The sequence below is a fragment of the Exiguobacterium sp. s22 genome (genome assembly GCF_018617455.1).
Lineage (GTDB): Bacteria > Bacillota > Bacilli > Exiguobacteriales > Exiguobacteriaceae > Exiguobacterium.
On record NZ_JACSKD010000004.1, the window covers coordinates 24,583 to 38,538 of the forward strand.

Genomic DNA, 13,956 nt, shown 5'->3' on the forward strand with positions numbered 1-13,956 from the left:
TCGAAAATAGAGGAATCAGCAGATGAAAGGGGGGACGATGGTGAAAAAATGGATGATCGTTTTCTTTTGCCTCTTTCTTGTCGCGTGTGGGAAAGAGATGGAGACTGAATCAGAACCGAAGATGACAGAGAACGGGCAGGTGGCCGAAGCGTATCTTGAAGAACAACAGTACCCTATTGTCTCGTACGATGGTGAACATACGAGTGACTTAACCTTAGAGAAATTGACAGAAGATCGTGAACGGACCATTTGGGGACTACAAGCCGCATCACCGGATGAATACATGGGTAAGACTGTATACTATGAAAACTTTACGGTGAAAGATCATCCGATTGGTGAGCAATCTCCAAACGGTCAGACTGCTGTCTCGGTAATGATCGTAGATGGAAAGGTCATCGGGGGGACATCATTCCCCGTGACAGACGGATCAGGTTCAGGGAACGGATATAGTCTGAACGGAGAATCGCTCGAGGACATCCACCCCAATCTTCAAGAATGGCAAGATGCATGGGATAAAAAATATGGGGAATGAAAAAGTAGACCAGGACAATGATTGTCTTGGTCTACTTTTATTAGGATGCCGTTCCTTTTAATTTCCCCGGTAATTTGCAACGCTCGAAGTAGATGAGTTGCCCTCGTCGTACGATACGCGCTCCCTTATGCTCATGTCCAGCAGCACGAAGCATGTCGAGCCCTTTTTGTTTGGCCGACTGATCGTCGCTCGCTTCGAACATTTCATTCAATACGAGCGTGCCGTCATTCTCAAATCCTGTCACCGTGTATGTTTCCATTCACACGACCCCCTTTTCTTTATTCTAATGAATGGTCATTCATTCTTCAAGAGGAGGTTTTGTCAGTTCGTCGAATGTCAGCTGTCGTGTCGATTCAGTCCGAGGAATCAAATCGGATACGGTCAGTCCGATCAAGCGGACGGGTTCGGTGACATTCATCTCATCAAACAGGCGTCTGGCAAGTCGACGTATCTCGTCATGGTCATGTGTCGGATGATTCAGTTTGATTTGATGACTCCGAGCTTGAAATTCGCTCGTCTTTAATTTGATGGTGACCGTTTGACAGCTCAATTCGCGGCGATCGAGTTGACGCAAGACGTCCTCCATCTCCGGAATGACCCGTTCAAATACTTCTTCAGGGTCATCAATGTCAAACGCGAAGGTCGTTTCTGAACCGATCGACTTACGTTCCCGTGTAGCGACGACAGGACGCGTGTCTCGTCCATGTGCCAGTTCATACAGTTGTTGCCCACGATCGTGTCCAAAGATGGCTTTCAACTGTTCGGGACGAGCTGATTGTAAATCATGGATTGTATGATATCCACTCTTATGAAGCGTTTGTGCAGTCACTTTCCCGACGCCATGCATGGCTTCGATGGAGAGAGGGGCGAGAAAATCAGCCACACCATGCGCCGGGACGACGGTGAGCCCATTTGGTTTCTCAAATCCAGAAGCGATTTTAGCGACAAACTTTGACGGCGCGACCCCCGCGGATGCGGTGAGACCGGTACGACGTTTGATTTCCCCTAATATATAGCGGGCAATATACGGTCCTGATGTGCTCAATAACGTATTCTCCGTCACATCGAGATACGCCTCATCGAGTGAGAGTGGTTCGACAAGCGGTGTGACCGATTTGAAGATTTCCATCACTTGTGCGCTGACTTGTCGATAAGCTTGAAAGCGCGGCTTCACAAACGTCGCCTGAGGACACAAGGCGAATGCACGGCGTGATGACATCGCGCTGTGCACGCCGTACTTCCTCGCTTCATATGAACATGTGGCGACCACACCTCGGCTGTGCGGCGGTCCACCGACGATGACAGGCTTTCCTCGTAAATGAGGACGGTCCCGTTGTTCGACAGAGGCATAAAATGCGTCCATGTCCACATGAATGATGAGTCGTTCCATAACATCACCTTTCTATACAGTTCACTTTCTTTTATTATAACGAACTTTTGTTCGTTTTTTTAGATTTTTGTTTGGCTTGATCTTTTGCTGACATGGTTTGATTCGGAAACTGTAATAGCGAACCGATCCAATTTTTTCGTTTCAACCACACTTGGATGATGAGCGTGAAGAGAAGAATCATGAGCCAGGCGAATCCATATCCAAGCGGCCATTCCAGTTCAGGCATGTTTTTAAAGTTCATTCCCCAAACCGCACCAAAGGCGACGACAGGGGTCGTCAGTGCGGTAAAGACGGTTAGCGCCTTCATGATTTCGTTCCCTCGGAAGTTCGACAGGGTGGAGGCGAGGTCTGTCATGGCAATGACGTCCCCTTGGTAGTGCGTGATGAGCGCCAATAATCGATTTACCCGATAGTCCGCGAGTTGATAGGATTTTAACGTCTGTAAATCGATCGTTAAAAAAGCCTCCCGTCCTGCCATAAGAAGTTCTTTATAAGGTGTTACGGTATCTGACCAGCGCTCGATTTCACTTCGAAGACCAAAGATCTCATTCATGAAGGTCGCAGGGACCTGACCCGCCATTTCTCTTTGTGCGACGAGCAGTCGTTCCTCAAACTCATCGATGCCATGGAAATAGTTGTTCATCCGTTCGGCAAGTAACTCATAAAATGCTTCGAGCGGAGAGTTGCATGCTTTAGCGAGTACCGATTCATGATGTAAATCATCAAACCCAATCGTCCATAAAAAATCGGGTCCGATAAAATAATGGCCAACTTTTTGAGGCTCCCGTTCTAACTGTTCATAGTCGAGCGTGAGTGAACCATACATATATCCGTTCTCGACGACAATCTTCGTCACATTCGAGGTCGTCAATTGTTCAAGCCAATACGTATAGGCTTGGGCATATTGCTGATCAACATGCACATAGTCTTCCGGTCGTGTATACCAATCCCATTCCATCATCCATTCCTCCAATTCACTATATTGATAGTATTCCCAAATTGTCAGGAATGTTGGCATCTGTCGCAAACTTTCGATAAGATGAAGGTACTGAATAAGAGAGAGGTGCTTTCATTGACGACAAAAATCGGTCAGCTCAAAGTGGGCGACACGCTAGACCAGTATGTCATGATTAAACAATCGTATAAGGGACTTGCCGGGAACGGGAAACCTTATTTAACATTAATCCTTTGCGACGAGAGTGGCGAAATCGAAACGAAATTGTGGGACAGCTCAGATACCGAAAAGTATGCAACGAAAAAAATCGTTCATGCGGCGGGAGAAGTGATGGACTATCGCGGGCGTACCCAGTTGAAACTAAAACAAATTTCAATCATCGAGCAGGAAGTGGATATCGCACCGTACGTCCGCTCGGCGCCGATTCCAAAGTCAGAGCTCGAAACGACGATTCGTGGATTCATCACGTCACTTCAACACGATGAGATTCGCCGTCTGGTCGAGGAAGTTGTGAATCGTCATGAAGAGGCGTACTTTACGTACCCAGCTGCCGTTCGTCATCACCATGCGGTCTACTCGGGACTTGCATTCCATGTGATGTCGATGTTGAAGCTCGCGGATACGATGTGTGAACTGTATCCATCCTTGAATCGTGACCTCTTGATTGCGGGTGTGATTTTGCATGATTTGGCGAAGGTCATCGAGTTGTCTGATGCGATTACACCAGAGTATACGCTTGAAGGGAAATTGCTCGGTCATTTGTCACTCATGGCATCGGAGATTGAAGTCGTGTCACGAGAACTTGGAACGGACCGTGAAGTGACGACCTTGTTGCAACATCTCGTCTTGAGCCATCATGGGAAACCGGAATGGGGCTCTGCGAATACGCCTCAGCTTCCTGAAGCGGAGATGTTATTCTTTATCGATAATATTGATGCGCGTATGAACATGTTTGAGAAAGCATATGAAGGGGTCGAGCCCGGGACATTCACAGAACGTGTCATGGCACTCGATAACCGTGCTTTCTATCGTCCAAAGTTATAAGCGAGTAAAAAAAGGGGTACTCCATTGCTGGAGTGCCCCTTTGTGATTATTGTTCAGTTGATTCTTCTGCAGGTTCTTCTGAAGACTCGTCTGCGTTTTTGATCGCTTCTTTGACAGCGTCAAATTGTTGTTCCGCTTTTGCATCTTTTACGTCTACGTTGTATTTTTCAATCAACTCAGCGTAAATTTTGTTCGCATCGACAGAAGCTGATTTTTCAGCCGCCAACTCTTCACGGATACGATCTTTCTCGTCCTCGAGTTTCAAGTCTTTCTCTTTACGGTCTGTCACTTTGATGACGTGGTAACCGAATTGCGATTGGATTGGCTCAGAGATCTTACCGACGACATCCTCTTGGAATGCATAATCTTCGAATTCAGGTACCATTGCGCCAGCAGAGAAGAAACCGAGCTCTCCACCTTTTTCACCTGAACCGGTATCCGTTGATTTTTCTTTCGCGAGTTTAGCGAAGTCCGCACCGTCATTCAACTGTTTAATGATATCTTGTGCTTCTTCTTCTGTTTCGACGAGGATGTGGCTAGCTTCCACTTCCACGTTCTCTTTTGCGAACTGTGCCTCGATGTCTTCATCTGTCACGTCGACAAGTTCAGATTTTGCAGCGTCAACGAGCATTTGTCCACGAAGTGCTTCTTTGAACTCTTCTGTACCGCTCATACCTGCTTGTTGAATCGCTTGTTCAAACTCTTCTTTTGAGTTGAATTGTTCTTCTGTCTTACTGAACTCTTCGTCTACTTTTTCTTGGTCGACTTGGTCACCGTATTCTTTTTCAAGAAGTGCATTCATTGTCTCTTGGAATGCAAGTTGTGGCACCATGCGGTCATAACTCTTATCTGCGATTTCACCGCGAGTGATTTCGCCGCCTTTGTACGTGACGACTGCTGAACTATCTGATTCGCCACCTGCGTTCGTTGCGGCGTACGTACCGCCAGCACCGATCACGAGTGCGAGTGCAGATGCTCCGACGAGAGCGCCGGTTGAGAATTTCTTATCTTGCTTTTTTGGTTCGTTTGTCATTCCGTTTGACATGTATTCCACCCCTAATAATTCTTTAAAGTTTCTAAGTCCGACTATATCACATTTTCCTAATCATGACAGCTGTTCTCTTGTCTGTACAGTATCATAGCACACAATCCTGTCGTATAATGATGTAATAGAATGTGAAATGATGGGGTGAGAGAAGTGTCGCTAGAGGAGAAGGTCGAGCATTTAGCATTTCAGATGACAATCTTACTCGATATTATCGATTGGACGGATCGTCCATTTGAATATGAAGTGATTCGAGCAAACTTGACAAAACAGGATGTCGAGTCGTTTTATCAATTGCTTGAAGAGATTCGGGAACAACAAAACGAGCAATTACGCTATGGATATACGTCCATAGAGCCACTGCTCGTCCATTTCGTAGGTATGTTAGATGTGAGACTAGACGTCAAAACGATTCTAGCGGCGTGTGTCCGTCAAGGAATCGAATTAGACGTTACAGAACCACTTTATCGGCAGGTCAGGCTTCTTGACTGAGTTCATCCTCATCAGGGCGTCTGCCTGCCTCTTCTGTGATCATTTTAGATGTTTCTGCGAAGATGTCCATGAAGTTGTCCCCATATAGACGACGGACAATCGCTGTCATGTCTGTTAGGTCAGGGAACTTGCCATAGAGTTCTTGTAGTGGAAGGGAAGCACGGAACACGCCGTTTCCTTCCGGGTCAAACGCATGAATCGTCTCAAGCAACAACGATTCTCCTTCAGGTGTCAATTGGACATACGTATTTCGTTTGTCCGTCTCTTTTTTAGAAAACGTAAGTAATCCACGATCCTCTAACTTCTTCGAGAAGTTGAAAGCGGTCGAGACGTGCATGACGCCATATTTTGCGATTTCAGAAATCGAAGCACCGCCTAAAGCGTGGGCAATCCATAAAATATGATGCTCGTTGATGTTTAAATCAAATGGTTTAATCCAGTTTTGCCAGTCTTTTTCGACGGTTTTCCACAAAGCCTTACTCAATTGAATGATTTTGTGGCTATAGAGCATGGCCTCAGGGCCAGTGAATTCTTTTTCGTGTTCCATCTCGATCCATCCTTTCCGGATAAAAAGTCAAATGTAATCGACGGACAATGACCTCAAACACTCATTGTGTTTGATTGACGGTTTGGTCAGTCATAGTAGACTGTACGTTCGAGAGCTCTTTAAGGTTCCCTTGAATACGCTCGACTGAAGGCTGAATGTCTTGTTGATAGCGTTCGACTTCGGCTTTCACTTGGTCAGTCAATTCTTTTCCTTGTAGTTTACCTGCAGCAGCAACCTGCGATGCATGCTTCGCCACATTGCCAAATTGTTCTTTTAGCGTAATGATTGTGGATGCCCGATGCTGTTGAGCAGCAGCGTCATTTGCTGTTCCTCGTGCCAATTTCTTAAACGTTGCAACTCCTAGAAATGCTAAAACAAAGCCGAAAGCAATCCAATCCCGACGTTGGCGACTCGACAATTCATTCCCCTCCTCAAGCTCGGATAATCAGAAATACATTCTTTTCATATTATTTTACCAAAAAAGAGTGATTAAAAACCTATATTGCAAATAAAATTTTTCAGAACATTCAATTTTGACCGAAAAATCATTTTATTTTAAAATATAGGTAAAGGAAGGTGATCCTCAGTGGAGAAAGCGAAGCGTTGGGTAGATGATATGCTTGACCTATATCTCGCTGCGAAACGACTGGGAGATGACACTTGGGCCGAATCTATTATGAATACACTAGAGGCGGGGTATGAAGCGTCGGAGCAAACGAAACAGGCACGTGAAGAATCGATGCGAGAAAAGCGTATGCTTGAAATAGATGCCCGTCTAACTGAATTAAGAAAAGAATTTGAACAAGCGACATCTGTCAAGACGCGTCAACAGTTATATGAAGTGGCAATCAAGCTTCAGGTCGAGCGAGCACAGTTGGAAGAGGAGCGGAAACGACACCGTGACTCCATCAATCAATCATAAAAAAGACCCGTCATCGACGGGTCTCTGTCTGTTTCACACGTGTGCATGAATATTTGATGCGAGTGTTGTGAGTTCTTCAGATGTGAACGCATCGTTTTGTGTGATCCATTTTGCGCCGAACCCATCTTCGTGTCCGAAACGCGGGATTAAATGAATGTGGAAGTGATAGACCGTTTGCCCAGCAACTTCTTCGGCATTAGATAAAACGTTCATTCCGATTGCACCCGTCTCGCGTTGAATCGCTTTGGCAATGGTCGGAACGCGTTTAAAGATGTCCGCTGCGACATCTTCAGGTAGTTCGTAAACGTTTTTCGCATGATGTTTTGGGATAACGAGCGTGTGCCCTTTCGTCACTTGAGAGAGGTCGAGAAAAGCGACGACCGCTTCATCTTCATATACCCGATAGGATGGAATTTCTTGTTGCGCGATTTTACAAAAGATACAGTTTGAATCAGTATGCATCTGTATGCCTCCATTCTAAATGTCGTTTCCGTTCCATCATAACATGGAAGTTCGGGCGCAAGAACGATAGGAAGAGAGATTGATTCCTTCTATAATAGAAGAAAGAAAGGAGGTGGGGATATGTCGTATACAAGAAGTCGTAAAAAAGACGGGCGCCGAATGATTGTAACCATGTCATCTGTAATAGCTATTTTAGTAGGATCCATTGTTTTCTATATATATGCGTATAAGCCAGCGGCGGAACAAGACAAGATTCATGTCGCATTCAAAGAGGCCTTATTAGAAGAAGACCTTACTTTCTTTGAGGAGAAAGTCGAATACCTTGGAGAGCCCTTATCGCGAGCGGAGGCCTTGCGATTCATGGGGTGGTTGAACGATGAGAAATCCATTCGAGGAGAAGCAATCGCAGAAGTTGCGAAGGACCGTGCGAACCGAGCGTCAGGTTTGGAAACAGAAGGACTCTTTCGTTTGATTGATACGGGAGAAGGAAAATATGGATTTTCTGACTATCGGATTGAACTGCTCCCTCAACGGATTGACGTGACTTCGGACTTGGCATTGACGAATATTTGGATTGATGGGCAACAAGAGGGGCGAATCGATGAGGCCAATGAAACGCTATCATTTGAAAAGATGCCAGGTCGATATGATGTCAAAGCGGTAGCGGTCACCAATGGAGAGACGGTCACTGAGACGGAAACGATTCAATTGATTTCCTCGAAATCGATTGAATATGCCCTCATGCCCGAATCGAGCGAGGTCATTGCCGGACAATTCGACTTGAAGCGGGCTGAATTGATTGAAATTGAAGTGGAGGCGCAAACGGGTCACTCATTCGAAACAGTGGACGCTTTAATCGGACAGTCCGGTCAGCAGGTGCAAGAAACGCTTGGTGAACCAATTGAAAAGCGTGAAGGGAAATGGGACTACGAACGATTGACCGTCACGTTTAAAGGTAAGAAAGTCGAATCGATTCAAGTCGACCTCGACAAACGACCGGATGATTTGATTGCCCTCCTCGGTGAACCGAAAGCGAAATCGGAACACCCGCTCGGAACAAAGTGGGATTACGGTCAATCGTTCTTCGAATCGTTCTTTACGTTCTTTGGTCTTGAAACCGAGAAACAGTTTATCGAAAAGAACGATGCGATGTATTTACTGATTCAATGAAAAAAGAGGGACATTCCATAATGGAAGCCCCTCCGATACATAATCTTATTTTTTACGCATTGATTTCATAACGAACGATACAATCAAGATCAGGATAATCGCACCGATAAGAGCTGGAATAATCGCGATGTCCGCAACGATTGGTCCGAAGTCACCAAAGATAAGTCCACCCAACCATGCACCGATAATCCCCGCGATGATGTTACCAATGATTCCACCTGGTACGTCCTTACCTAAAATCAATCCTGCTAACCAACCGATGATACCCCCGATAATCAAATAAAGAATAAACCCCATAAATCATTCTCCTTCCTCTGTTTTCCCATTGTTCTTTACAACGATTTTGTGGAACAATGGAAGTATTGATGTTTTATTTTAAAATGCCTTACAGTTCTGATTATTCCCATGTGACAACATTTAAAACATATACCACGAAAAAAAGATGAAAATGAAAGGTGTGGTTTTCATGCTGCACGTCGATCGATTGAACGGCGGATACCTCGGTAAACAAGTTTTGCATGACGTTTCGTTTGAAGTGAAAAAAGGAGAGCTCGTCGGTTTGATAGGGCTAAACGGGGCTGGAAAATCGACGACAATCAAACACATTTTGGGGCTACTGTCACCCCTATCCGGAAAAATCGAAATTGATGGAGAGAATCTAGATTCTTCAGAAAAAAAGTATCGTAAAAAAGTGAGTTACATACCAGAGACGCCGATTTTATATGAGACGTTAACCTTACAAGAGCATATTGAATTGATGGGGAAGGCATATGATGTGAACCCGGAAGATTTGGCTGCTCGTACGAAGCGTTTGGCGAAAGAAATGCGAATGGAAAAGCAACTTGCCTGGTTCCCTTCCGTTTTTTCAAAAGGAATGCGTCAAAAAGCGATGATTTTGTGTGCGCTTGTGACGAAAACGCCCCTTTTAATTGTCGATGAGCCATTTGTCGGACTTGACCCGTTAGCGATTCGTCAATTGCTTCAGTTGTTTGATGAGTATAAACAAGACTGTGCGATTCTAATGTCTACGCACATTCTCGAAACAGCGGAGCGACACTGTGATCGCTTCGTGTTCCTCCATCAAGGTGAAGTCATCGCCAGCGGAACAGCCGCAGAGTTGCGTGAAACGTATCGATTATCTGCAGAGGCGACACTGGATGACATTTACGTAGAAGCGATCGCTTCGGAGGAGCGATTGTCATGAATCGATTTACAGCAAGGCTCGGAAACTGGATGGAAGAGGTCGTCAAGTACAGTCGCTACGTTGCGAACGGGGGACTATTGTTCACGCTCTACTTCACCTTGATTTATGGGGCGTTCGTCTATAACAACTTCTTAGAACGAATCGATGGGACATTCCCGGGCGTATGGATTGCCGCGGTGGTCTTGTTGATCATGCCGCTCGGTCATCGGCCACGAACGTTTATTCAAGAGGCGGACCAAGTGTTTTTACTTCCGGAGTTAGGGGACATTCGACCGTATATGATTGGAGTCCGTTTGTTTAATCTCGTCTTTGCGGCACTGCGTGGATTGCTCGTCCTCCTTGTCTTGTTACCGCTCCTCGTACGAACAGAGAGTTATTCGAATATCGAAGTGTTATCTTTTGTCGTGACGATGGTCCTGTTATCAGCTGCAGGGCGTTTGGCGAAAGTGGAAGGAGTGCGCGAATGGACAATCCTGCCGTTTTCACTTGGAAGTGGAGTCTTATTATTGATGGATTGGACGCAGTGGGCGTGGATCCCAGCATTTGCTCCTTTTATTCTCTTGCATCTAAAGCGAAATGAGCGGATTCCGCTTCTACATTGGTTGGCACTCGAAGAGAAAAGTCGGGCACAGTTTGAACGGGTGATCAGTTGGTTCGTCGATTTGCCGACCTTAAAAGAAGAGGTTCGAGAACGCCGTCTCATCACACGACTTTTGGATAAGCGAGTCCTCCAACGCGTGGACGCTTCGCGTTACGTGTATGGTCTTCGCATCATCCGTTCGAACGATTCGCTTGATTTGATTCTTCGTTTGACTGTGGTGGCGCTCATTGTGATGTGGATGTCGGGAGGTTGGTATGTCGGTTTCGTCACACCGCTTTTCGTAGGATTGACGGCGTTACAGCTCGTTCCGTTGTTTAAACGGTTAGAGGCGGTTTCCATCGTTTCCTGGCTACCGATTACGCGTGATGAGCGGATTGAAGGGTACTCGTGGTGGGCGCTACGACTACTTGTCATCCAGTCTATCGTTCTGGTGATTGCATCTGTCGCTTTCGGCGCCACGTGGGATGCAGCGGTTGGATTGGTCTTGTCAATCGTAGTCATTCGTTACTATTTAAGACGATTGAAGTAAAAATATCTTTCATTGATGTTCGTAAAACAATGGACGGACGAGGGGATTCAAACAAAACCTCGTTCGTTTTTCATTTTGTTTTGAATCAGAAAGGAATCTTGAAACGGAAAGAAAAAGAGGTTGATCACCGTCGTTCAGTGACCAACCTCTCATCTATTAAAAAGTTTGAAGTTATCTTTTCGGTGACATGACCGATACGCTCGAACCGAGAATCTTCGGAAGGCGTCCAGGTTTTTCTGTCGTTTCTTCAACTTCACCATATGCTGACACACCGTGTTCTGCGATATCGAGACCGACATCTTCTTGTTCTTCTGTGACACGGAGTCCGATTGTCACGTCGAGGAGTTTCAAGAAGGCGTAACTTCCACCACCCGCGATGACCATTGCGATCAAGACGCCGAGTGTCTGTACGCCGAGCTGTGTCAATCCGCCGCCGTAGAAGAGTCCGGCAGAACCGATTCCTGTGATTTCAACGAGTCGAGGAGAAGCGAAGAAGCCAAGTGCGAGTGTTCCGATGATTCCGGCCACCCCGTGTACCGAGAAGGCGCAAAGTGGATCATCCACATATTTCGCCATCAAGATGCTCGTTCCGTATGTTGCGACCGAGGCGATTGCACCGATGACGACGGCTGCCCATGGCTCCACGAATGCACATGCCGCCGTGATGGCGACGAGTGCCCCGAGAACACCGTTGACGATTGTCGGGATGTCCGCTGTTTTCCGATGGAGCATGACGATGCCAAGGGCGCCAAGTGCACCAGCTGCTGTTGCAAGCATAGTAGTCAACGCCACGTAACCAAAGAATCCGTCAGCGACCGACATCGTCGAACCAGCATTGAAGCCGAACCAACAAAGCCAAAGCACGAGTCCACCTACGACTGTCAACACGTGGTTATGACCAGCGAGTGATTCCGTCTTACGACGTGGTTTTAGGATAATAGTCGCCATGAGAGCCGCCATCCCACCTTGAAGGTGAACGACTGCCGAACCTGCGAAGTCTTGCATCCCCATCGAACCAAGCATTCCGCCAGCCCACACTGAGCGTGCGACGATCGGGTAGAGGATGGCAACGAAGAAGATACCGAAGAGAACGTAGGCAGAAAGCTTAGCCCGTTCCGCAAATCCACCCCACGCGATGGCGAGAGATACTGCAACGAATGATAACTGGAATAAGAATTTGATGTCGATTGAAACATTTGCCCACTCGAGGCTTGAGAACGATCCGTTTAAGAAGAACCCTTCTGTCCCGAACCAAGTTGTCCCGTCACCGAATGAGAGGCCGAATCCGACTGCCCAAAAAGCAAGTGCCGCCACAGAGAGGCTGATAATTTGTTTGACTGCGACGTGACCGGCGTTTTTCGCCCGGAGCGTCCCTGTCTCGAGTAATCCGAAACCTAATTGCATCGTCAATACGAGCAATGCAGCGATGAGTACATACAGCGTGTCCATATAAAAAAGAATATCTTCCATGTTCATGCCCTCCTTTTTCTTAGGTGCTTTTTAAAAGTTGACTTCAGTGTAAAACGAAAATTTCATGCTGGATTGCAATTTGTCAGATTATCTGACATAGTTTTTTTATTAAGGAGGGCGAGGACGAATGGACTATAAATCGAAGAAAGTAATCGGGATGGGCGTCGTGACTGAGTTGACGGGACTTTCTGAGCGTCAGGTCCGCTATTATGAAGAAAAAGGTCTCGTCTTTCCTGAACGCACGAAAGGCGGGTCACGTAAATATTCTTTCCATGATGTCGAGCGCTTAGTAGAAGTGGCGACCAAGTTAGAGGACGGTTGGCGAATCCAAGATATTAAAGAGCGCGAGCGACGTTTATCGGCGAAGCAGCGTGATGATTTGATTCGCGGTCAGTTGAATTCTGCCTTCCGAACATTTCCGACAAAAAAATGACACAAAGAAAACACAATGAAAATGCTTCACATTAGCATAATTCTAATTAATTTCTGTATAATGTTTTTGAGTTCACAAACACGAGAATAAAGAGTGTAGGAGAAATTTAGAGGGGAATGACGCGACGTATGAACGATACTATTTTAAAAGCGTTTAAAGGAGAGGCGACAGATTATGTACCTGTCTGGTATATGCGCCAAGCCGGACGCTACCAACCGGAATATCGAGAGATTAAAAAGACGAGGTCACTATTCGAGATCACGCATGATCCTGAACTTTGTGCATATGTCACGGAACTTCCGGTGAAACAACTCGGAGTCGACGCGGCCATTCTTTATAAGGATATTATGACGCCACTTCCGTCAATGGGAGTCGATGTCGAGATTAAGAGTGGAATCGGTCCGGTGATTGACAACCCCTACCGTACAATGGAAGATGTGGAACGTTTAAAACCGTTAAACCCAGAAGATATCTCATACGTCTTCGACACGATCCGTTTACTTCGGGAACGATTAGAAGTACCGCTGATCGGCTTTTCAGGCGCACCGTTCACATTGGCAAGCTATATGATTGAAGGTGGTCCTTCACGGAACTACCATCGCACGAAAGCACTCATGTATGCAGAACCGGACGTGTGGAATGCGTTGATGGAAAAACTCGGTGACATGGTCATCACCTATGCGAAGGCACAAGCGGATGCTGGCATCCAAGCGTTCCAACTGTTTGATTCATGGGTCGGGACACTCAGCCGTAAAGATTATGCGCGTTATATCAAACCAACCACGGAACGAATCTTCAAAGAATTGCGTTCGCTCGACATTCCACTCATCATGCATGGTGTCGGTGCGAGTCACCAAGTCGAAGAATGGCACGATCTTCCGCTTGACGTGGTCGGGCTTGACTGGCGCCTATCGGTACAGGAAGCGCGCGATCGTGGAATCACGAAAGCGGTTCAAGGAAACTTAGACCCTTCATTCTTATTAGCTCCTTGGCCGGTCATCGAAGAGAAGGTAAAAGAAATTTTGGATGAAGGAATGAAGCAACCAGGATACGTCTTCAACTTGGGACATGGGGTGTTCCCAGAAGTCGATCCAGCCGTTCTCGTCAAATTGACGGCATTCATTCACGACTACTCACGCGAAAAAATGGGAGGCAACTGA

General features: G+C 46.3%; 18 protein-coding genes. 9 read left to right on the forward strand and 9 right to left on the reverse strand.

Annotated elements, in window-relative coordinates:
* The first annotated feature begins 40 nt into the window (after nucleotides 1-40).
* Nucleotides 41-532 carry a hypothetical protein gene (locus KNO94_RS08165; RefSeq protein WP_214778774.1) on the forward strand — a complete coding sequence of 164 codons (492 nt, stop codon included), beginning with the start codon at nucleotides 41-43 and terminating at the stop codon, nucleotides 530-532.
* A gap of 40 nt (nucleotides 533-572) precedes the next feature.
* Here the strand turns inward: KNO94_RS08165 and KNO94_RS08170 are convergent, their stop codons facing one another.
* Genes KNO94_RS08170 through KNO94_RS08180 form a run of 3 tightly spaced genes read right to left on the reverse strand, consistent with a single transcriptional unit; the run spans nucleotide 573 to nucleotide 2,880 of the window.
* On the reverse strand, nucleotides 573-791 hold the full coding sequence (locus KNO94_RS08170) for a YhzD family protein (RefSeq protein ID WP_015880927.1): 219 nt from the start codon (nucleotides 789-791) through the stop codon (nucleotides 573-575).
* 39 nt (nucleotides 792-830) lie between these two features.
* On the reverse strand, nucleotides 831-1,922 hold the full coding sequence (gene dinB, locus KNO94_RS08175; RefSeq protein ID WP_214778782.1) for a DNA polymerase IV: 1,092 nt from the start codon (nucleotides 1,920-1,922) through the stop codon (nucleotides 831-833).
* Nucleotides 1,923-1,956: 34 nt separating this feature from the next.
* Entirely contained in the window at nucleotides 1,957-2,880 is a 924-nt protein-coding gene (locus tag KNO94_RS08180) for a magnesium transporter CorA family protein (RefSeq protein WP_214778784.1), read from the reverse strand.
* 81 nt (nucleotides 2,881-2,961) lie between these two features.
* Between KNO94_RS08180 and KNO94_RS08185 the strand changes: the two genes are divergently transcribed.
* Nucleotides 2,962-3,921 (forward strand): HD domain-containing protein, encoded by a 960-nt coding sequence (locus KNO94_RS08185; RefSeq protein ID WP_214778786.1) that lies wholly within the window; start codon nucleotides 2,962-2,964, stop codon nucleotides 3,919-3,921.
* A 46-nt stretch (nucleotides 3,922-3,967) separates the two neighbouring features.
* Here KNO94_RS08185 and KNO94_RS08190 read toward each other — a convergent pair whose 3' ends face one another.
* The gene (locus tag KNO94_RS08190) at nucleotides 3,968-4,966 is read right to left on the reverse strand and encodes a peptidylprolyl isomerase (protein WP_214778788.1); all 999 of its coding nucleotides are present in this window, start codon (nucleotides 4,964-4,966) and stop codon (nucleotides 3,968-3,970) included.
* A 153-nt stretch (nucleotides 4,967-5,119) separates the two neighbouring features.
* Between KNO94_RS08190 and KNO94_RS08195 the strand changes: the two genes are divergently transcribed.
* Nucleotides 5,120-5,458: a DUF1878 family protein gene (locus KNO94_RS08195; protein WP_353047838.1), complete on the forward strand. Its 339-nt coding sequence runs from the start codon at nucleotides 5,120-5,122 to the stop codon at nucleotides 5,456-5,458.
* Here KNO94_RS08195 and KNO94_RS08200 read toward each other — a convergent pair.
* Nucleotides 5,442-6,005 (reverse strand): HTH-type transcriptional regulator Hpr, encoded by a 564-nt coding sequence (locus tag KNO94_RS08200; RefSeq protein ID WP_015880933.1) that lies wholly within the window; start codon nucleotides 6,003-6,005, stop codon nucleotides 5,442-5,444. The two genes, KNO94_RS08195 and KNO94_RS08200, sit on opposite strands and share 17 nt — an antisense overlap.
* A 61-nt stretch (nucleotides 6,006-6,066) precedes the next feature.
* Nucleotides 6,067-6,423, reverse strand: a complete 357-nt coding sequence (locus KNO94_RS08205) for a hypothetical protein (protein WP_214778792.1) — start codon at nucleotides 6,421-6,423, stop codon at nucleotides 6,067-6,069.
* A gap of 168 nt (nucleotides 6,424-6,591) precedes the next feature.
* On the opposite strand from KNO94_RS08205, the gene KNO94_RS08210 reads away from it, so the two are divergent.
* Nucleotides 6,592-6,927: a hypothetical protein gene (locus tag KNO94_RS08210; RefSeq protein ID WP_214739333.1), complete on the forward strand. Its 336-nt coding sequence runs from the start codon at nucleotides 6,592-6,594 to the stop codon at nucleotides 6,925-6,927.
* A 33-nt stretch (nucleotides 6,928-6,960) separates the two neighbouring features.
* Here the strand turns inward: KNO94_RS08210 and KNO94_RS08215 are convergent, their stop codons facing one another.
* Nucleotides 6,961-7,389, reverse strand: a complete 429-nt coding sequence (locus tag KNO94_RS08215) for an HIT family protein (protein ID WP_214778794.1) — start codon at nucleotides 7,387-7,389, stop codon at nucleotides 6,961-6,963.
* Between the two features lie 120 nt (nucleotides 7,390-7,509).
* On the opposite strand from KNO94_RS08215, the gene KNO94_RS08220 reads away from it, so the two are divergent.
* Entirely contained in the window at nucleotides 7,510-8,559 is a 1,050-nt protein-coding gene (locus KNO94_RS08220; protein WP_214778796.1) for a hypothetical protein, read from the forward strand.
* Between the two features lie 45 nt (nucleotides 8,560-8,604).
* On the opposite strand, the gene KNO94_RS08225 is transcribed toward KNO94_RS08220, so the two are convergent.
* Nucleotides 8,605-8,856 carry a GlsB/YeaQ/YmgE family stress response membrane protein gene (locus KNO94_RS08225; RefSeq protein ID WP_031421191.1) on the reverse strand — a complete coding sequence of 84 codons (252 nt, stop codon included), beginning with the start codon at nucleotides 8,854-8,856 and terminating at the stop codon, nucleotides 8,605-8,607.
* Nucleotides 8,857-9,025: 169 nt separating this feature from the next.
* Between KNO94_RS08225 and KNO94_RS08230 the strand changes: the two genes are divergently transcribed.
* Together KNO94_RS08230 and KNO94_RS08235 are read left to right on the forward strand one after the other, a co-directional pair.
* Nucleotides 9,026-9,763, forward strand: a complete 738-nt coding sequence (locus KNO94_RS08230) for an ABC transporter ATP-binding protein (RefSeq protein WP_214778798.1) — start codon at nucleotides 9,026-9,028, stop codon at nucleotides 9,761-9,763.
* On the forward strand, nucleotides 9,760-10,893 hold the full coding sequence (locus KNO94_RS08235) for an ABC transporter permease (protein ID WP_214778799.1): 1,134 nt from the start codon (nucleotides 9,760-9,762) through the stop codon (nucleotides 10,891-10,893). Before KNO94_RS08230 ends, KNO94_RS08235 begins: the two co-directional genes overlap by 4 nt.
* A 171-nt stretch (nucleotides 10,894-11,064) precedes the next feature.
* On the opposite strand, the gene KNO94_RS08240 is transcribed toward KNO94_RS08235, so the two are convergent.
* Nucleotides 11,065-12,369: an ammonium transporter gene (locus KNO94_RS08240; protein WP_251125888.1), complete on the reverse strand. Its 1,305-nt coding sequence runs from the start codon at nucleotides 12,367-12,369 to the stop codon at nucleotides 11,065-11,067.
* A gap of 121 nt (nucleotides 12,370-12,490) precedes the next feature.
* Between KNO94_RS08240 and KNO94_RS08245 the strand changes: the two genes are divergently transcribed.
* Both KNO94_RS08245 and hemE read left to right on the forward strand, forming a co-directional pair.
* Nucleotides 12,491-12,796, forward strand: a complete 306-nt coding sequence (locus tag KNO94_RS08245; protein ID WP_074032630.1) for a MerR family transcriptional regulator — start codon at nucleotides 12,491-12,493, stop codon at nucleotides 12,794-12,796.
* Nucleotides 12,797-12,912: 116 nt separating this feature from the next.
* The gene (gene hemE, locus KNO94_RS08250) at nucleotides 12,913-13,956 is read left to right on the forward strand and encodes a uroporphyrinogen decarboxylase (RefSeq protein ID WP_214739345.1); all 1,044 of its coding nucleotides are present in this window, start codon (nucleotides 12,913-12,915) and stop codon (nucleotides 13,954-13,956) included.